This window comes from Novosphingobium sp. KN65.2, assembly GCF_001368935.1.
Taxonomy (GTDB): Bacteria; Pseudomonadota; Alphaproteobacteria; order Sphingomonadales; family Sphingomonadaceae; genus Novosphingobium; species Novosphingobium mathurense.
In genome coordinates this window covers 44,450-62,312 of sequence record NZ_CCBH010000161.1, presented here as the reverse complement: position 1 = coordinate 62,312, position 17,863 = coordinate 44,450, and the positions used below count along the sequence as shown (strand labels likewise).

Below are 17,863 nucleotides of genomic sequence, written 5' to 3'. Positions count from 1 at the left end.
GACATAGTGTCAGGGTCCATTCCATGCTGCGTCACTTCTGGAGACGAGCAATGACGCAGCATGGGCAGTGCCACCATCACCATCACGACGCCGCGGCGCACGACGACGCAGCGGTGCGCGATCCGGTATGCGGCATGACCGTCGATCCCGCTACGGCAAAGCACCGCAGCGAGCATGACGGGCGCGATCATTGCTTTTGCAGCGCGCGGTGCCGGGAGAAGTTCGAGGCCGATCCCGAGCGCTACCTGAACCCATCAGACGCGCCGCCCGAGGACGTGCCCGAAGGCGCCGTGTGGACGTGCCCGATGCATCCGGAAATCCGGCAGAACCATCCCGGCTCATGCCCGATCTGCGGCATGGCACTGGAGCCCGAGACGATTTCACTCGACAGCGGTCCGAACCACGAACTGATCGACATGACGCGGCGGTTCTGGATCGGCCTCACCCTCGCCCTGCCGGTCTTCGTACTGGAGATGGGCGGACACCTGTTTCCGGCGATCCACCACCTCGTGCCGATGCGCACCTCGATCTGGATCCAGCTGGTGCTGGCGACGCCAGTCGTCGTCTGGGCCGGTGCGCCCTTCTTCGAGCGGGGTTGGGCCTCGGTGAAATCAAGCAACCTCAACATGTTCACGCTGATCGCGATGGGTACCGGCGTGGCGTGGATCTACAGCATGGTCGCAGCGCTCGCCCCTTCCGCATTCCCGCCATCGTTCCGCAACGCCGACGGCACCGTCCCGGTCTATTTCGAGGCTGCGGCGGTCATCACCGTCCTCGTCCTGCTGGGACAGGTCCTCGAACTGCGCGCACGTGAGCGCACATCCGGCGCGATCAAGGCACTGCTCGAATTGGCGCCGCGGACCGCGCGCCGGATTGCGGACGATGGCAGCGAGGCGGAAGTCGCGATCGAGGACATCGCCACGGGCGACAGGCTGCGCGTGCGTCCGGGCGAGAAGGTTCCGGTCGACGCCCTGGTCGAGGACGGCCGTTCGGCGCTCGACGAAGCAATGATCACCGGGGAATCCATGCCGGTCACGAAGACCGTTGGCGATACCGTCATCGGCGGCACCATCAACCAGAGCGGTGCGTTGATCGTGCGTGCTGAAAAAGTCGGGCGAGACACGATGCTGGCGCGCATCGTCCAGATGGTCGCCGAAGCGCAGCGTTCGCGCGCGCCGATTCAGGGGCTGGCAGACCGGGTCGCCGGCCTCTTCGTGCCCACCGTTCTCGCCGTCGCCGTGGCCGCCTTTGCGATCTGGGCGATCTGGGGCCCGGAACCGCGCTTTTCCCATGCTCTGATCGCCGCCGTGTCGGTGCTGATCATCGCTTGCCCCTGCGCACTGGGTCTGGCAACGCCGATGTCGATAATGGTCGGCGTGGGTCGCGGCGCCGGGATGGGTGTGCTGATCCGCAATGCCGAAGCTCTCGAACAGTTCGAGAAGGTCGATACGCTTGTCGTCGACAAGACCGGCACGCTTACAGAAGGCAAGCCCTCGGTCGTGAAGGTCGTCACCGCCGAGGGCGGCAGCGAGAACGAACTGCTGCGTCTCTCCGCCGCGGTCGAGCGCGCTTCGGAACACCCCCTGGCCGCGGCGATCGTCCGCGCCGCGGAGGAACGGTCGATCACCCTTCCTGACGTTAGCGAGTTCGATTCGCCTACCGGCAAGGGAGCGCTCGGCACCGTGGAAGGCCGCAAGGTCGTGCTTGGAAACGCCCGATTCATGGAAGAACACGGAATTGCCACCGGGCCGATGCACGTCGAGGCCGATGACCTGCGCCGCGATGGTGCGACGGCGATTTTCGTCGGCATCGACGGCAAGGCCGCCGGAATCGTCGCGATTGCCGATGCGGTGAAGGCCACCACGCCCGAGGCGCTCAAGTCGCTGCGTGCGGACGGCATCCGTGTCGTCATGCTCACCGGCGACAATCGCACGACGGCGCAGGCCGTCGCGCGCAAACTCGGGATCGAAGACGTGGAGGCGGAAGTCCTGCCCGACCAGAAGAGCGCGGTCGTCGCGAAGCTGAAGGCCGAAGGGCAGATCGTTGCGATGGCGGGCGACGGGGTGAACGATGCCCCTGCCCTCGCTGCGGCAGACGTAGGGATCGCGATGGGATCGGGCACCGATGTTGCCATCGAGAGCGCCGGGGTTACGCTCCTGCGGGGAGACCTGAAAGGCATCGTCCATGCCCGGCACCTGAGCCGCGCGACGATGGCGAACATTCGCCAGAACCTGTTCTTCGCCTTCTTCTACAATGCCGCCGGTGTACCGATTGCCGCGGGGCTGCTCTATCCCTTCTTCGGCATCCTGCTCTCTCCGATCATCGCCGCCGCGGCGATGTCGCTCTCCTCGGTGAGCGTCATCAGCAATGCCCTGCGCCTCAATCGGGTCTCGCTGTGAACATCGGCGAGGCATCGCGCAGGAGCGGCGTGTCACAGCGCATGATCCGCCATTACGAAAAGATCGGCCTTGTCCCGCCGCCCTTGCGGCGCGACAGCGGCTATCGCGACTACGACGCGCAGGACGTCCACCGCCTGCATTTCATCGCCAATGCGCGCGACCTCGGCTTCTCGCTCAGCGAAATCGAGGCCCTGCTGGACCTGTGGGACAACCGTGAGCGGGCCAGCAGCGAAGTCAAGGAAATGGCCCTGCGCCACATCGATGAACTGGGCGAGAAGATCGCGGCCCTCGAAGCCATGCGCGCAACCCTGCGCGACCTGTCGGAGCAGTGCCACGGCGACGAGCGGCCCGACTGCCCGATCCTGCGCGGCCTTGCCGGAGACGCCGGAAACCGGGATTGAACCCCTACTCTCTCGAAGATGGAAAAAGGCCGGGACGCGCAATGCACATCCCGGCCTTCTCAAGACATCCGTCTCGCAGGTGCCTCAATTGCGGCTTGCGAGCTCCGAGTTGAACCAGAGCGCCAGCAGCGTGCCGAGCCCGCCCGAAAGCAGGTAGCCGCCCGAGGCTATCAGGCCGAAGTTGACCGACAGCAGCAGCGCGGCCAGCGGCGCGAAGCCTGCACCGAACAGCCAGGAAAGGTCGCTGGTCAGCGCCGAACCGGTATAGCGGTGCTCGGTTGCGAAGACCGAGGCGACGACGCCTGAGGACTGCCCGAAGGCAAGGCCCAGCAAGATGAAGCCGATCACCATGAACACGATTTCACCGGCCGTGCCTGCATCGAGCAACTGCGGCGCAAAACCGGAGAACACAGCGATGCCCACGGCGCAGGCGCCCAGAAGGCGGCGGCGACCGAACCTGTCGGCCAGACGGCCCGAAGCGATGACCGCGACGACACCGAAGGCTGCCGCCATCGCCTCGATGAGCAGGAAGCTCGTCGGCGCTTCGCGGGTAAAGAGGAACACCCAGGACAGCGGGAACACCGAGACCATGTGGAACAGCGCGAAGCTGGCGAGCGGTGCGAAGGCACCGATCACGATGGTACGCCATTCGCTGCGGATCGTGCCGAGCACGCTGACCGGCTGCAGGTCGCGGCTGTTGAACAGGTGTTCGAACTCGGCGGTCACCACGATGCGCAGACGCGCGAAGAGCGCGACGACGTTGATGGCGAAAGCCACGAAGAACGGATAACGCCAGCCCCAGTCGAGGAAGTCGGCGGCAGGCAAAGAGGCAATCATGTAGGCAAACAGCGTGCTCGCCACGATCAGGCCGAACGGCGCCCCCAGCTGCGGGATCATCGCGTACCAGCCGCGGCGGTTCTCCGGCGCATTGAGCGCGAGCAGCGAAGCGAGGCCGTCCCACGTGCCGCCCAGCGCGAAGCCCTGCCCCAGGCGCAGCAGCGCCAGCAGCCAGATCGAGGTGGTGCCGGCATCGGCATAGGAAGGCAGGAAGGCGATGGCCGCCGTCGATCCGCCGAGCATGAACAGCGCGATCGTCAGCTTGGTGCCGCGGCCATAGGCTCGGTCGATGGCCATGAAGACGAGCGAACCGACCGGGCGCGCGATAAAGGCCAGTGCGAAGATCGCGAAGGAATAGAGCGTACCGGTCAGCGGATCGACGAAGGGGAAGAACAGCTGCGGAAACACCAGCACCGAGGCGATGGCGTACACAAAGAAGTCGAAGAATTCCGAGGTGCGGCCAATGATTACGCCGATTGCGATTTCGCCCGGCGAGGGCTTGTGATGTTCCTTGAAGATAGGCAGGCCCAGGGCTTCGCGGACTCCTTCGCCGGTCTGGGGGGTGCTGGTCATCTGGATCTCGCGGCCTTTGTTTCTGGTCCGTGCCCGGCGCCGCGTTCCAGCGCCTTTCACGGACGAATCACTTGCGGGACGCACGCAGCGCCCGACGTCACATTTGCGCCCTATCGTCATTGATCGCCATCAAGGGGATTGGACAAAATGTCCTATGTTCGCATTCGCAGCATCGGCCTAGGCGCTGCGCCATGCGCTCTCCCGAGTCTCCCCCATCGCCGCGCCTTCTGTCCGCGCTGGCCCGAGTCCCCGTCGCCCGCACCGCCGCCGCACTGGCGCTGACGGGCGCCCTTTCAGCCTGCAATTCGGTCGTGCTCGACCCGGCCGGCGATGTCGCGCAACAGCAAGGTGACCTCGTCGTCATCTCGACCGTGCTGATGCTGCTGATCATCGTTCCGGTCATGGCGCTCACGATCTTCTTCGCGTGGCGGTACCGCGCGTCGAACAAGGAAGCGACCTACGAGCCGGACTGGGATCACTCTACCCAGCTCGAGCTGGTGATCTGGGCAGCGCCGCTGCTCATCATCATCTGCCTTGGCGCGCTGACCTGGGTGGCCACCCACCTGCTCGACCCCTATCGCACGATCGGCCGCATCGACGCGCAGACAGCTGTTGCGCACGATGCCGAGCCGCTCGAAGTCGAAGTCGTCGCGCTCGACTGGAAATGGCTGTTCATCTACCCCCAGCAGGGCATCGCAACCGTCAACGAACTGGTCGTGCCGACCAACCGCCCGCTACAGTTCAAGATCACCTCGTCGAGCGTGATGAACTCGTTCTACGTTCCGGCCATGGCCGGCCAGATCTACGCGATGCCGGGTATGGAAACGCGCCTGCACGCGGTGATGAACGAGACTGGCGACTTCGTCGGCCTCTCGGCCAACTACTCGGGCGCGGGCTTTTCGAACATGCGCTTCGCCACGCACTCGGTTACCGGCGCGGACTTCACCAGGTGGGCCGACGGCGTCAAGGCCGGGGGCAAGGACAGTGCCGGCACACTCGACCGCGCGACTTACCTCCAGCTCGAAAAGCCGAGCGAGAAGAACCCGGTCGCCCGCTATGCCTCGGTCGATGCAGACCTCTATGGCGCCATCCTCGACATGTGCGTGGAGCCGGGCAAGATGTGCATGAGCGAGATGATGGCGATTGACGCGCGCGGCGGCCTTGGCAAAGCCGGCATCCGCAATGTCGAGATGCTCGCCTACGACAAGTATGGTCGCCGGGCCTCCGCAGAAGCGAACGCCAATCCCGACGCCGCCGCCAGGCGCGAACTGGCCTGGGTCCGCGCCCTGTGCAAGCAGGAGCCCGGCAAGGCCCCTGAGAATACCGTGAAGGCCCCCGCCAGCTTGCGTTCGCTGACCGGCGCCGGCCTTTCCGCCCCGCAGTCCGTCGCTTTCGACCAGAACGACGACGCGCCGGCGCGCCCCCTCCTGATTTCCCGGAACTGACGACATGGAAGCCGTAGATCATTCGCACTGGAGCCTGTTGCTGGGCCGCCTGTGGTGGGATGCCATTCCCACCGAACCGATCGTCCTGGCGACTTTCGTCGTCGTCGCCCTGGGCGGCGCGGCGCTGCTCGCCGGGCTGACCTATTTCAAGCTCTGGGGCTATCTCTGGAAGGAGTGGTTCACCAGCGTGGACCACAAGAAGATCGGCATCATGTACATGGTGCTGGGACTCGTCATGTTCCTGCGCGGCTTTGCCGACGCGGTCATGATGCGCATTCAGCAGTCGATCGCCTTCAACGGCAACGAGGGCTACCTCAACGCCCATCACTACGACCAGATCTTTACCGCCCACGGCGTGATCATGATCTTCTTCGTGGCGATGCCCTTCGTCACCGGCCTGATGAACTACATCGTGCCGCTGCAGATCGGCGCGCGTGACGTCTCGTTCCCGTTCCTCAACAACTTCAGCTTCTGGATGACGACGGCCGGCGCGGTTCTCGTCATGATGAGCCTGTTCGTGGGCGAGTTCGCGCAGACCGGATGGCTGGCCTATCCGCCGCTGTCCAACTTCGCCTACAGCCCGTGGGTCGGCGTCGACTACTACATCTGGGCCCTGCAGATAGCCGGTGTCGGCACGCTGTTATCAGGCGTCAACCTGATCGCGACGATCGTCAAGATGCGCGCGCCGGGCATGACCATGATGCGCATGCCGATCTTCACCTGGACTTCGCTGTGCACCAACGTCCTGATCGTTGCCGCCTTCCCGGTGCTGACGGCTGTGATGACGATGCTGACGGTCGACCGCTATCTCGGCTTCAACTTCTTCACCAACGACTTCGGCGGCTCGCCGATGATGTACGTGAACCTGATCTGGATCTGGGGCCACCCCGAGGTCTACATCCTGATCCTGCCGCTCTTCGGCGTCTTCTCTGAAGTCACCTCGACCTTCTGCGGCAAGCGCCTGTTCGGCTACTCGTCAATGGTCTACGCGACGCTGGTCATTACCATCCTCTCGTACCTCGTGTGGCTCCACCACTTCTTCACGATGGGTTCGGGCGCGAGCGTCAACTCGTTCTTCGGGATCACCACGATGGTCATCTCGATCCCGACCGGCGCAAAGCTCTTCAACTGGCTGTTCACGATGTACCGCGGCCGCATCCGCTATGAGTTGCCGATGATGTGGACGGTCGCCTTCATGCTGACCTTCGTGGTCGGCGGCATGACCGGCGTGCTGCTCGCAGTGCCGCCTGCCGACTTCGTGCTGCACAACTCGCTGTTCCTGATCGCCCACTTCCACAATGTGATCATCGGCGGCGTGCTGTTCGGCATCTTCGCGGCGATCAACTACTGGTGGCCCAAGGCCTTCGGCTTCAAGCTGAACGAATTCTGGGGCAAGGTCAGCTTCTGGCTGTGGATCCCCGGCTTCTGGTTCGCCTTCATGCCGCTCTACATCCTGGGCCTGATGGGCGTTACCCGCCGCATGCGCGTGTTCGACGATCCTTCGCTCCAGCCCTTCTTCATCGTTGCGGCCTTCGGCGCGTTCCTGATCGCTCTCGGCATTGCCGCGATGCTGGTGCAGTTCGCCGTCTCGATCTGGAAGCGCGAGGAACTGAAGGACGAGACCGGCGATCCCTGGGATGGCCGCACGCTCGAGTGGTCGACCAGTTCGCCGCCGCCGGAGTACAACTTCGCCTTCACGCCGATCGTCCACGACATCGACGCCTGGGACGACATGAAGCGGTGCGGCGTGCAGCGTCCGACCAGCGGCTTCCGGCCGATCCATATGCCCAAGGGTACGGGCGCAGGCGCGATCCTGGCCGGTCTCTCGCTGGTCCTCGGCTTCGCGATGATCTGGTACATCTGGTGGCTGGCAGCCCTCTCGTTCGCCGGAGTCATCGGCTACGCCATCGCCCATACCTTCAACTACAAGCGCGACTATCACATCCCGGTCGAAACGGTCATCGAGACCGAGGCGGCGCGCGATCGCCAGCTTGCGGCGGCGGGAGCCTGAGACATGAACGCCACCACCATGCAATCATCGCCCGAGGCGAGCGCGGTCGAGATCACTGCCGCGTTCTACGACCTGAACGAGCACGATCATCCCGAAGGCGGCAGCACCATGCTCGGCTTCTGGATCTACCTGATGAGCGACTGCCTCATCTTCGCGATGCTGTTCGCGGCCTACGGTGTCCTGGGCGGCAGCTTCGCAGCGGGGCCCGGGCCCAAGGACCTGTTCGAGCTGCCGCTCGTCGCGCTCAACACCGCGATGCTGCTTTTCTCCTCGATCACGTATGGCTTTGCCATGCTGGCGATGGAAAAGGACCGCGTCGGCCAGACCCAGATCTGGTTGCTCGTCACCGCAGTGTTCGGCGCCGCGTTCCTCGCGATCGAGCTTTACGAGTTCGCGCACCTCATCCACGAAGGTGCAACGCCGATGCGTTCGGGCTTCCTCACCGCGTTCTTCTCGCTGGTGGGCACTCACGGCCTGCACGTCACCTTCGGTCTCGTCTGGCTGTTCACGCTGGTAGCCCAGATCGCAAAGAAGGGCCTCATCCCGGCCAACAAGCGCCGCCTGATGTGCCTCTCGCTGTTCTGGCACTTCCTCGACGTCATCTGGATCGGCGTCTTCACCTTCGTCTATCTCATGGGAATGCTGTGATGAGCGCTGCAGACCACCACGTCCACCCGCACCCGCACGCCGACGATCACCACGATGATCACGGCAGCCACGGCTCCATGCGCGACTACCTGATCGGGTTCTTCCTCTCGGTCATCCTGACCGCGATCCCGTTCTGGCTGGTGATGACCGGGGCCATCGCCGACAAGCAGGCGACGGCCCTTGTCATCATGGCTTTCGCCATCGTGCAGATCGTGGTCCACATGATCTACTTCCTGCACATGAACACGAAGGCCGAGAATGGCTGGACGGTCATGGCGCTGATCTTCACGATCATCATAGTCGTGATCGCGCTTTCCGGTTCGCTTTGGGTCATGTACCACCTCAATCACAACATGATGCCGATGAGCCACGATATGGGGCAGTTGCCCTGACCGGGCCCCGCTCAGCAGGGCCGGACATCAAGCAAGCGCGGCGGCCCTGGGGGTTCGCCGCGCTTCTGCTTTTGCTGACGGTCGGTTTTGCCGCGCTTGGCGTGTGGCAAATCCAGCGCATGCACTGGAAGCACGCGCTGATCGCCCGCGTCGACGCGCGCGTCCATGCCGCGCCCGCCGCCCTGCCCGACACTGCTGACCTGATCGCGAAAGGCAGCGACAGCGCCGAATATCTTCGCGTAAACGCACGCGGCACCTATATCGGCCGGGCCTCCGCACTGGTGCGGGCGGCCACCGAACTGGGAACCGGGTACTGGACGATGACGCCGATGCGCCTCGACGACGGCAGGCTGGTCTGGATTAACCGGGGCTTCGTTCCCGAAGGGAGCAAGCTGGCGCAAGTCCGCAAGGGCGTGCCGCAAGGCCGCGTCTCGGTCATCGGGCTGGTGCGTGAGGATGAGCCGGGCGGGAGCCTGCTGCAATCGAACCGGCCCGGCAACGATCGCTGGTATTCGCGCGACATCGCGGCCCTTTCCCGGTCGCGCCATCTTGGACCGGCAGCCCCGGTCTTCATCGACGCCCAGAGCGAGAACGCCGCCGGCAAGGCCCACGGCGGGCTCACTCCGAAGCCGGGCCTTACCGTGATCCACTTCCCCGACAATCACTTCGGCTATGCCCTGACCTGGTTCGCCATGGCGATCATGTCGATTGCCGCGATGATTTTCGTCTGGACGCGCAAAGGCAGCAGGCAGGCGTGTTGAGGCTCGCCGCCTTTCCGACTTCCGGGAGCGAGACCTGGCGCAGCATCGTCCTTCTGATGCAACTGCGCTGGATCGCGGTGATCGGCCAGCTCATCACCATCGTCTCGGTCAAGCAGTTCCTGCACGTCCACCTGCCCTTGGCCGCGCTGCTGATCGCTCCGCTGGTGCTGATCCTTGTGAACCTCGGCTCAGCCAGCGTGATCCGTCGCCGCCGGTCGTTTTCGCAGGCCGAGCTGTTCGTGGCGTTGATGATCGACGTCGTCGCGCTGTGCTGGCAACTCTACCACAGCGGCGGCGCAACCAACCCCTTCACCTTCCTGTTCCTGCTGCAGATCGTGATCGGCGCCGTCATCCTCGAACCCCGCTGGAGCTGGCTGGTCGCGCTTAACACCTGCCTGTGCATGGTGCTGCTCACCTTCCAGTACGTGCCGCTCGAACTGCCCGCGCCGCATTCCGACAACCCGTTCCGGCTCTACATCTTCGGCAGCCTGTTCTGCTTCCTGCTCGCCGCGGTGCTGCTCGTCTTCTTCGTGGTGCGGCTCGACCGCAACCGGCGCGAGAGCGACAAGGCGCTGGCGGCACTGCGCCAGCAGGCCGCGGAGGAAGACCACATCATCCGCATGGGCCTGCTCGCCTCGGGCGCGGCGCACGAACTGGGCACCCCCCTCTCCTCCATGTCGGTGATCCTTGGCGACTGGGCCCACCTGCCCGAGATCAGGGCCAATGGCGAACTCGGCGAGGACCTTGCCGACATGCGAGTCGAGCTGGAACGTTGCAAGACCATTGTCAGCGGCATCCTCATGTCGGCCGGCGAAATGCGGGGTGAGAATCCCAGCGTCTCGACGGTCCATGCGCTGTTCGGAGAGATCGTCGAGGAATGGCAGAGCCGGACGGACGGCGAGCTGCGCTTCGTGAACCGCTTCGGAGAGGATGAGACGATCGTCGCCGACCCCGGCCTGCGACAGGTCATCGGCAACGTCATCGATAACGCGCAGGAAGTCTCGCCGGACCTTGTCATCTTCGAGATCGCGCGCGAAAACGGCGACATCGTCATCGCAGTCAGCGATATCGGGCCGGGTTTCCCGAAAGAGATGCTCCGGCGCGTCGGCCAGCCCTATTCCTCGACCAAGGGACGCGACGGCGGCGGCCTCGGCCTGTTTCTCGTCGTCAACGTCGTGCGCAAGCTGGGCGGCCGGGTCATCGTCGAGAACCGCGAAGCGGGCGGCGCGACCGTGCGGCTGATCCTGCCGCTTGAATCGCTGGCCTATGGCAAGGACAATCAGGCATGAGCACGAGCGAGCCGCGCGAAGACAAGCCGACCCTACTGATCGTCGAGGACGATCCGGCCTTCGGGCGCACCTTGCGCCGCTCGTTCGAGCGACGCGGCTATGTCGTCGCCTCCGCCACATCGGCCGCCGAGGCAGATGAACTCGCCCGCGCCGGGGACTTCGACTATGCCGTGGTCGACCTCAAGCTGGGCAACGATTCCGGCCTAGCGGTCGTCCAGTCGCTGCACGCCCTGCGGCCCGATACGCATATCGTCGTTCTCACCGGCTATGCCAGCATCGCAACGGCGGTCGAGGCGATCAAGCTGGGCGCGGCACACTATCTTGCCAAGCCTTCGAATACCGACGACATCGAAGCCGCTTTCTCCAGCGCACAGGGCGATCCCAATGTCCCGGTCGACGGGCGCAAGAGCTCGATCAAGACGCTGGAGTGGGAATATATCCACCAGACCCTTGTCGAGTGCGACTTCAACATCTCCGAAGCCGCACGCCGTCTGGGGCTGCATCGTCGCACTTTGGCACGCAAGCTGGAAAAGCGCCGGATTTGAGGCCATTATTGCGGCATGCCCGAAACGCCCCGCCTCAAGCTGCACGCGCGCCTCTATTGTGGAGACGAAATCGCCATGGGTCCGGGCAAGGCCGACCTGCTCGAAGCGATCGGGCGCGAAGGCTCCATTTCGGCCGCGGCACGCGCGATGGGCATGAGCTATCGCCGGGCATGGCTGCTGGTCGACGCGATGAACCGTTGCTGGGCCGAACCGCTGGTGGAAACGGTGGCCGGCGGCAGCCATGAACGCGGGGCCCGGCTTTCCGCACTGGGCGAACAGGCCCTCCTGCGATATCGCGCCCTGCAGGACCTTCTTGCCAAGGCCGAGGCATCCGAGGAATACGCGTTTCTCAAGGATGGGCTGCGTCGTGAGCCTCTGCCCAGCCAAAGCGAGTAACGCCGGACAACAGGGCCGAATCGCGCCAAGCTTCCTTATCTGTGCGTTTTTCTCTATAGTTCTTCGCGTCGGTTAATTCCGACCCGGCGAGTCGAAACTTGCCACTGAAAACGGCAAAGGCTCGCCCGGTAATAGGGGGAGATGCCTATGCGCGTTGCGATCGCCATAGTGGCGCTCGTGCTCGGCTCGATCGTGTTCCACCTGCTCAGTCCGTGGTGGCAGACGCCGCTTGCGTCGAACTGGGACTCGATCGATTCCGCCTTGCACATCACCCTGGTGATCTGCGCGATTGCCTTCATCTCGCTCAACCTGTTCCTCGCGCTTGCGATTGTCCGCTTCCGCCACCGGCCCGGTAACCGCGCTCACTATGCGCCCGAGAACCCCCGCCTTGAAAAGACGCTGACCTTCTGGACCGGTCTCGGGATCGTCGGAATGCTCGCGCCCGGCCTCGTCGCCTGGGGCAAGTACGTGGACGTGCCCAAGGACGCCGCCGTCGTCGAAGCAATCGGGCAGCAGTGGCAATGGACCTTCCGCTACCCCGGACCTGACGGCGTGCTGGGCACCGCTGGCGTCCAGTACATGACCCCGGACAACCCCTTCGGCGTCAATGCGCTCGATCCGTTCGGCCGCGACGACATTCTCGTGCAGGGCAACGAACTGCATCTGCCCAAGGGCAAGTCGGTCAAGCTGGTGCTGCGCTCCAAGGACGTGCTTCACGACTTCTACGTGCCTGAATTCCGGGCCAAGATGGATCTCGTGCCCGGCCTCGTCACCTATTTCTGGATGACGCCGACGACCAACGGAACTTTCGACATCCTGTGCGCGGAACTGTGCGGAGTGGGTCATCACGAGATGCGCGGCACCGTTGTGGTCGAACCGCGCGAGAGCTTCGAGGCATGGCTGGGCCAGCAGGAGAGCTTCAACCAGCTCCTGGCGATGTCCAGCCCCGATGCGGTTACGGAAATGTTCCGCAAAGCCAATTCCTGTTCGACGCCAGCAACCTGGGGGGTGCGCTGATGGCTACGACGATTGCCGACGACCTGAGGCCGATGCATCATCCCAAGACCTGGGTCGGCAAATACGTCTGGAGCCAGGACCACAAGGTCATCGCCATCCAGTACGGCGTGACGGCCATCGCCATCGGCCTCGTCGCGCTGGTGCTGTCGGTGCTGATGCGCCTGCAGCTCGGTTTCCCAGGCTTGTTCCCTTGGATCCAGCCTGAAAACTACCTGCAATACGTGTCCATGCACGGCATGATCATGGTGGTCTACCTGCTGACCGCGCTGTTGCTGGGCGGTTTCGGCAACTACATGATCCCGCTGATGATCGGCGCGCGGGACATGGTGTTCCCCTTCGTCAACATGCTCAGCTACTGGATCTACCTGCTCTCCGTACTGGTGCTCGTTTCCGGCTTCTTCGTGCCCGGCGGCCCGACCGGCGCGGGCTGGACGCTCTATCCCCCGCAGGCGATCAGCGAAGGCACGCCCGGCAACCAGTGGGGCATCGTAACCATGCTGGGCAGCCTTGCGATCTTCATCATCGCCTTCACCATGGGCGGCCTCAACTATGTGACCACCGTCCTGCAGGCGCGCACCCGCGGCATGACGCTGATGCGCATGCCGCTGACCGTGTGGGGCATCTTCATCGCCTCGATCATGGGCCTGCTGGCCTTTCCCGCGCTGTTCGTGGCGGCCATCATGATGCTGCTCGACCATCTGCTGGGGAGCAGCTTCTTCATGCCGGCAATGATGACGATGGGGCAGGAAAGCAACACGCAGGGCGGCAGTCCGCTTCTGTTCCAGCACCTGTTCTGGTTCTTCGGCCACCCGGAAGTCTACATCGTCGCCCTGCCCGCCTTCGGGATCGTATCCGACCTCATCAGCGTCCACGCCCGCAAGAACATCTTCGGCTACCGCATGATGGTCTGGGCGATCGTGATCATCGGCGGGCTGAGCTTCCTGGTCTGGGCGCACCACATGTACGTCTCGGGCATGAACCCGTATTTCGGGTTCTTCTTCGCAACCTCGACGCTGATCATTGCGATTCCGACCGCGATCAAGGTCTACAATTGGCTGCTGACCCTGTGGCGCGGCGACATCCACCTGCGTGTGCCGATGCTTTTCGCCATCGCCTTCCTGTTCACATTCATCCACGGCGGATTGACCGGCCTGTTCCTTGGCAATGTCAGCGTTGACGTGCCCTTGAGCGACACTTTCTTCGTCGTCGGCCATTTCCACATGGTCATGGGAGTTTCGCCGATCCTGGTGATCTTCGGGGCGATCTACCACTGGTATCCCAAGATCACCGGCAGGATGTGGAACGAGACGCTGGGCCAGGTCCATTTCTGGGTCACGTTCCTGGGCGTCTATGCGGTGTACCTGCCGATGCATTACCTCGGCATCCTGGGTGTTCCGCGCCGCTATTACGCACTGGGCGAGACGAGCTTCATTCCCGAATCCGCGCACCTGGCCAACGAGGCAATCTCGGTGGCCGCGATCATCGTCTTCGCCGCGCAGTTCCTGTTCTTCTACAACATGATCTGGAACCTGCTCCGCGGCCCCAAGGCAGATCCCAACCCCTGGGGGGCGGCAAGCCTTGAATGGCAGACGCCGCAGACACCGCCGGGCCATGGCAACTGGGGGCCGCACCTGCCCACCGTCTACCGCTGGGCCTACGACTACAGCGTGCCCCATGCATCGCGCGACTTCATCCCGCAGAATGAGCCACCATCTGCCGAAGCGCCTTCCGAGGAAGCGGCGTCATGAGCCTTATCTCGCGCCTTGCCGAAAAGAGCTGGGAGACCCCCGGCATTGCCGAATATCGCGAGCCCGACAGTTATCGCCCGGCAGCGGCAACGGTCGGCGTCTACGTCTATTTCGGCGTCGCCACCGTCATCTTTACCCTGATCGCGGCGGCCTATCTGGTGCGCATGGGCATACCCAGCGCAGTCGATCACGGGACGGGCGAGGACTGGAGCCCGATGCCCGAGCCGCCCCTGCTGTGGATCAACACCGGAATTCTGGTACTCAGCAGCCTCGCCTGGGAAACGGCGACCCGCGCCTCGCGCAGGGACGACGTAACCCGGATGCGTTCGATGGTGATGGCCGGCAATGCGCTGGGAGTCCTGTTCCTCGTCGGGCAGGTCCTGCTGTGGTGGCACTATCAGACCGCGGGCTATTACCTCTCAGCCAATCCCGCCAATGCCTTCTTTTACCTGCTGACCGCGATCCATGGCCTCCACCTGGCGGGCGGGATTTTCGCAGGCGGTCGCACGCTGGGCCAGATGGCGATGCGCGCCGACGGGCAGCGGATCTGCCGCAATGTCAGGCTCTGCACCATCTACTGGCACTACCTGCTCGCGGTGTGGCTGCTGCTCGCTGCACTGCTGGTAGTGACTTGAGAAGAGGCGGGACGATGGGATCATGGACCACGTAACCACAAGCCAGTTGGAACCGCGCGACGCCGCGCAGGGCATCCAGTCGATTGCCGCGGACTGGTCTGCGGATCAGGAGGTCTTTCGCCATACCCATTGGGGCAAGGCGATGATGTGGATCTTCCTGCTCAGCGATACCTTCATCTTCTCCTGCTTCCTTACCGCCTACATGACGATGCGCGCATCGGCGAGCCTGCCCTGGCCCAATACGGCGGAAGTCTTCGCGCTATCCATCGGCGGACAACCGATCCCGCTGATCCTGATCGCGATCATGACATTCGTGCTGATCAGTTCCAGCGGCACGATGGCGCTGGCGGTGAACTACGGATACCGCGGCGACCGCCGCAAGACCGCCGCACTGATGTTCGCCACCGCACTGTTCGGCGCGACCTTCGTGGGCATGCAGGCGTTCGAATGGACCAAGCTGATCGTCGAGGAAGGCGTGCGCCCATGGGCGAACCCGATGGGTGCGCCGCAGTTCGGTGCCAGCTTTTTCATGATTACCGGCTTCCACGGCCTCCACGTGACTTGCGGGGTCATCATGCTGCTGATCGTCGCGACGCTGGTCCTGCGCGGGCACTACGACCGCACGGGCGATTACTCGGCCGTCGAGATCGCCGGTCTCTACTGGCACTTCGTCGACCTCGTGTGGGTCTTCATCTTCGCCTTCTTCTACCTGTGGTGACGCGAAAGGACGCAAGGCATGGACCATGACACCGCGACCGGCCAAGAGGCCCAGACCGCTCCGGCCCATGCCGAGGGGCAACAACACCCGCTGGGCCTCTACCTCAAGGTCTGGGGCTACCTCTTCGTACTCTCCACGCTGTCTTACCTCGTGGACTACTTCCACGTTCAGGGGATCGTGCGCTGGACGCTGATCATCGTGTTCATGCTGCTCAAGGCCGGGCTGATCGTGTCGATCTTCATGCACATGGCCTGGGAACGACTGTCGCTGATCTACGCGATCCTGGTCCCACCGCTGGTCCTGCTGGTGCTGGTGCGGATCATGCTGTTCGAGTCCGACTACACGTTCTGGACCCGGGCGATCTTCTTCGGCGGAGGAGGCTGAACCATGATCCGGTCGAGATGGACGGCAGCGGGAATGTGCATCGCGGCGGCGGTCGGCGTTGCCTGGGGACTGGATTTCTTCTTCGATCACCTCATGAGCAAGCCTCCGACCAGCGAGCTCGGCTACGATCCGATGGGCGACAATGCGGCACCGATGGACATGGGCGCGGTGCAACGGGGCTGGCCCAACGCCATGCATGACCCAAGCGAGCGGGCGCGCATGATGGCCTTCATGCACGGCATGGGCAGCCGCGAGCCGATGCCGATTGCCGCTCCCACTACGCAGCCGCAGGCCGCACCCGTCGACCTGGGCACCCTGCTCGCCGATGCCGACCCGCAAGTCGGTCAGGCCAAGGCCCAGGTCTGCGCCAGCTGCCATGATTTCACCCAAGGCGGTCCGAACAGGATCGGGCCGAACCTGTGGGGCGTTGTCGGCCGCGATATCGGCTCTCACGCCGGTTTCGCCTATTCCGATGCCATGAAGTCGGAACCCGGCAACTGGTCCTACGCCGAGCTGTTCGACTATCTCGCCTCACCCGCGCGGGACATTCCGGGAAACAAGATGGGCTTTGCCGGTCTGCGCAAGCCCGAGGACCGTGCCGCGGTCATTCGTTATCTCGCCACGCTCGGCGGCAGTGCGCCGCCGCTTCCACGACCCAAACAGCCGATCGGGGAAACGGCGGCACAGTAGTGGCGCTCAGCGCACCACTGCCCGGGTATAGAGGTGCCAGGTCGCGTAGCCGAGCACTGGCAGCACCACCGCCAGCCCGATCAGCGCGGGAAGCGCTCCCAGCACCAGCATTGCGACCACCATGACACCCCAGATCGCCGTCGTGCCGGGGCTCTTCATGGCTACGCGAACCGACGTGCGCATTGCAGTACCCCAGTCGACGCGGTCGTCGACCATCATCGGGAAGGAAATGAAGCTCATCGCCAGAACGACGACGGCAAAGCCGAAACCAACGAGGTTACCGATGACGATCATCCGCCAGCCTTCCGAAGTCGAAAGCACGGTCTCAAAGAAGGTCCCCACGTTGCGGGCCGCATCCGGATGGGCTGCGCCGAAGGTCGTGGCATAGATATACCAGGCCGCGATCAGCCAGACCACGAAGAGCATCGCGACCACCGCGGCAAGGCTGATGACCGAAAGGGCCGCAGGGCCATGGAAGACATCGAGGAAGTGCCGCCAGCGGGCATCGAGACCCAGTTCCCGGCGCCGGGCCAGTTCATAGAATCCGCTCGCCACGGCAGGTCCAAGCAGGACTGCACCGGCCACGATCGGAAAAACAAGGGGCAGCACCGATTCCTGGTAGGCATAGATGCCCGCAAGCATCACCGCCGCAGGATAGATCAGCCCGACGAAAACAAGATCTCCCCGTTTGTCGAGGAAATCGTCCCATCCCTGGGCAAGGGCCGTCATCAGGTCATGCAGGCCGATCTTGCGGATGTGGATCTCATCGCCGGCATGAAGTGAGCCGGCTGGACGCGCTATTGCCATGGACATCTCTCCCACGCTCTCAGCCGAGGGGAAATGTTCTGCCTGCAACTCCCAGCCGGGATCATGGCCAAGGGCGTCAATCGGATACCGCATTGCCGGTAAGCGAAAGCGCGGTCAGTCAAAATCTCAGCTCGGGGTTGCCCCCAAGGCTTCGATTGATGCCCGAC

General features: G+C 63.9%; 18 protein-coding genes. 16 read left to right on the top strand and 2 right to left on the bottom strand.

Translation table 11 applies throughout. From position 1 onward, the window contains the following. Positions 1-50 precede the first annotated feature (50 nt). Both SPHV1_RS14480 and cueR read left to right on the top strand, forming a co-directional pair. Positions 51-2,399: a heavy metal translocating P-type ATPase gene (locus tag SPHV1_RS14480; protein ID WP_054946746.1), complete on the top strand. Its 2,349-nt coding sequence runs from the start codon at positions 51-53 to the stop codon at positions 2,397-2,399. Next, complete coding sequence (gene cueR / locus SPHV1_RS14475; protein ID WP_054946745.1) at positions 2,396-2,800, top strand: Cu(I)-responsive transcriptional regulator; 405 nt, start codon at positions 2,396-2,398, stop codon at positions 2,798-2,800. The genes SPHV1_RS14480 and cueR overlap by 4 nt, the downstream gene beginning before the upstream one ends. 84 nt (positions 2,801-2,884) lie before the next feature. Here the strand turns inward: cueR and SPHV1_RS14470 are convergent, their stop codons facing one another. Continuing rightward, positions 2,885-4,210, bottom strand: coding sequence for an MFS transporter (locus tag SPHV1_RS14470; protein ID WP_054946744.1), 1,326 nt, complete (start codon positions 4,208-4,210; stop codon positions 2,885-2,887). A 191-nt stretch (positions 4,211-4,401) separates the two neighbouring features. On the opposite strand from SPHV1_RS14470, the gene cyoA reads away from it, so the two are divergent. The 14 genes from cyoA (at position 4,402) to SPHV1_RS14400 (ending at position 16,889) form a co-directional block, all read left to right on the top strand. Beyond that, on the top strand, positions 4,402-5,655 hold the full coding sequence (gene cyoA, locus SPHV1_RS14465) for a ubiquinol oxidase subunit II (protein ID WP_054946743.1): 1,254 nt from the start codon (positions 4,402-4,404) through the stop codon (positions 5,653-5,655). A gap of 4 nt (positions 5,656-5,659) precedes the next feature. Further along, a complete protein-coding gene (cyoB, locus tag SPHV1_RS14460; protein WP_054946742.1) occupies positions 5,660-7,666 on the top strand; it encodes a cytochrome o ubiquinol oxidase subunit I in 2,007 nt (668 codons plus the stop codon). Between the two features lie 3 nt (positions 7,667-7,669). Next, on the top strand, positions 7,670-8,314 hold the full coding sequence (cyoC, locus tag SPHV1_RS14455) for a cytochrome o ubiquinol oxidase subunit III (protein ID WP_054946741.1): 645 nt from the start codon (positions 7,670-7,672) through the stop codon (positions 8,312-8,314). Then, on the top strand, positions 8,314-8,706 hold the full coding sequence (cyoD, locus tag SPHV1_RS14450) for a cytochrome o ubiquinol oxidase subunit IV (RefSeq protein WP_054946740.1): 393 nt from the start codon (positions 8,314-8,316) through the stop codon (positions 8,704-8,706). Before cyoC ends, cyoD begins: the two co-directional genes overlap by 1 nt. 71 nt (positions 8,707-8,777) lie before the next feature. Further along, the gene (locus tag SPHV1_RS14445) at positions 8,778-9,467 is read left to right on the top strand and encodes an SURF1 family protein (protein ID WP_054946739.1); all 690 of its coding nucleotides are present in this window, start codon (positions 8,778-8,780) and stop codon (positions 9,465-9,467) included. Next, on the top strand, positions 9,461-10,756 hold the full coding sequence (locus SPHV1_RS14440) for an ATP-binding protein (RefSeq protein WP_054946738.1): 1,296 nt from the start codon (positions 9,461-9,463) through the stop codon (positions 10,754-10,756). Before SPHV1_RS14445 ends, SPHV1_RS14440 begins: the two co-directional genes overlap by 7 nt. Further along, positions 10,753-11,301 (top strand): response regulator transcription factor, encoded by a 549-nt coding sequence (locus tag SPHV1_RS14435; protein ID WP_054946737.1) that lies wholly within the window; start codon positions 10,753-10,755, stop codon positions 11,299-11,301. Before SPHV1_RS14440 ends, SPHV1_RS14435 begins: the two co-directional genes overlap by 4 nt. Before the next feature lie 15 nt (positions 11,302-11,316). Next, positions 11,317-11,697, top strand: a complete 381-nt coding sequence (locus SPHV1_RS14430) for a winged helix-turn-helix domain-containing protein (protein WP_054946736.1) — start codon at positions 11,317-11,319, stop codon at positions 11,695-11,697. Between the two features lie 147 nt (positions 11,698-11,844). Next, the gene (locus SPHV1_RS14425; RefSeq protein WP_054946735.1) at positions 11,845-12,714 is read left to right on the top strand and encodes a cytochrome c oxidase subunit II; all 870 of its coding nucleotides are present in this window, start codon (positions 11,845-11,847) and stop codon (positions 12,712-12,714) included. After that, on the top strand, positions 12,714-14,462 hold the full coding sequence (locus SPHV1_RS14420; protein ID WP_054946734.1) for a cbb3-type cytochrome c oxidase subunit I: 1,749 nt from the start codon (positions 12,714-12,716) through the stop codon (positions 14,460-14,462). Before SPHV1_RS14425 ends, SPHV1_RS14420 begins: the two co-directional genes overlap by 1 nt. After that, complete coding sequence (locus SPHV1_RS14415; protein WP_054946733.1) at positions 14,459-15,097, top strand: heme-copper oxidase subunit III; 639 nt, start codon at positions 14,459-14,461, stop codon at positions 15,095-15,097. The genes SPHV1_RS14420 and SPHV1_RS14415 overlap by 4 nt, the downstream gene beginning before the upstream one ends. A 22-nt stretch (positions 15,098-15,119) precedes the next feature. Further along, the gene (locus SPHV1_RS14410) at positions 15,120-15,815 is read left to right on the top strand and encodes a heme-copper oxidase subunit III family protein (RefSeq protein ID WP_054946732.1); all 696 of its coding nucleotides are present in this window, start codon (positions 15,120-15,122) and stop codon (positions 15,813-15,815) included. Between the two features lie 18 nt (positions 15,816-15,833). Beyond that, the gene (locus SPHV1_RS14405; protein ID WP_054946731.1) at positions 15,834-16,199 is read left to right on the top strand and encodes a cytochrome C oxidase subunit IV family protein; all 366 of its coding nucleotides are present in this window, start codon (positions 15,834-15,836) and stop codon (positions 16,197-16,199) included. 3 nt (positions 16,200-16,202) lie between these two features. Further along, on the top strand, positions 16,203-16,889 hold the full coding sequence (locus tag SPHV1_RS14400) for a cytochrome c family protein (protein ID WP_054946730.1): 687 nt from the start codon (positions 16,203-16,205) through the stop codon (positions 16,887-16,889). Between the two features lie 6 nt (positions 16,890-16,895). Here SPHV1_RS14400 and SPHV1_RS14395 read toward each other — a convergent pair whose 3' ends face one another. Beyond that, positions 16,896-17,696 (bottom strand): DUF2189 domain-containing protein, encoded by an 801-nt coding sequence (locus tag SPHV1_RS14395; protein ID WP_054946803.1) that lies wholly within the window; start codon positions 17,694-17,696, stop codon positions 16,896-16,898. Between the last annotated feature and the right edge of the window lie 167 nt (positions 17,697-17,863).

Bases quoted from the DNA above. Each gene is read 5' to 3' on its own strand.
- SPHV1_RS14480 (WP_054946746.1), top strand. From the start codon at position 51: ATGACGCAGCATGGGCAGTGCCACCATCACCATCACGACGCCGCGGCG.
- SPHV1_RS14415 (WP_054946733.1), top strand. From the start codon at position 14,459: ATGAGCCTTATCTCGCGCCTTGCCGAAAAGAGCTGGGAGACCCCCGGC.
- SPHV1_RS14400 (WP_054946730.1), top strand. From the start codon at position 16,203: ATGATCCGGTCGAGATGGACGGCAGCGGGAATGTGCATCGCGGCGGCG.
- SPHV1_RS14410 (WP_054946732.1), top strand. From the start codon at position 15,120: ATGGACCACGTAACCACAAGCCAGTTGGAACCGCGCGACGCCGCGCAG.
- SPHV1_RS14420 (WP_054946734.1), top strand. From the start codon at position 12,714: ATGGCTACGACGATTGCCGACGACCTGAGGCCGATGCATCATCCCAAG.
- cyoB (WP_054946742.1), top strand. From the start codon at position 5,660: ATGGAAGCCGTAGATCATTCGCACTGGAGCCTGTTGCTGGGCCGCCTG.
- SPHV1_RS14405 (WP_054946731.1), top strand. From the start codon at position 15,834: ATGGACCATGACACCGCGACCGGCCAAGAGGCCCAGACCGCTCCGGCC.
- cyoA (WP_054946743.1), top strand. From the start codon at position 4,402: ATGCGCTCTCCCGAGTCTCCCCCATCGCCGCGCCTTCTGTCCGCGCTG.
- SPHV1_RS14395 (WP_054946803.1), bottom strand. From the start codon at position 17,696: ATGGCAATAGCGCGTCCAGCCGGCTCACTTCATGCCGGCGATGAGATC.
- SPHV1_RS14470 (WP_054946744.1), bottom strand. From the start codon at position 4,210: ATGACCAGCACCCCCCAGACCGGCGAAGGAGTCCGCGAAGCCCTGGGC.
- SPHV1_RS14435 (WP_054946737.1), top strand. From the start codon at position 10,753: ATGAGCACGAGCGAGCCGCGCGAAGACAAGCCGACCCTACTGATCGTC.
- cyoD (WP_054946740.1), top strand. From the start codon at position 8,314: ATGAGCGCTGCAGACCACCACGTCCACCCGCACCCGCACGCCGACGAT.
- SPHV1_RS14430 (WP_054946736.1), top strand. From the start codon at position 11,317: ATGCCCGAAACGCCCCGCCTCAAGCTGCACGCGCGCCTCTATTGTGGA.
- cyoC (WP_054946741.1), top strand. From the start codon at position 7,670: ATGAACGCCACCACCATGCAATCATCGCCCGAGGCGAGCGCGGTCGAG.
- SPHV1_RS14425 (WP_054946735.1), top strand. From the start codon at position 11,845: ATGCGCGTTGCGATCGCCATAGTGGCGCTCGTGCTCGGCTCGATCGTG.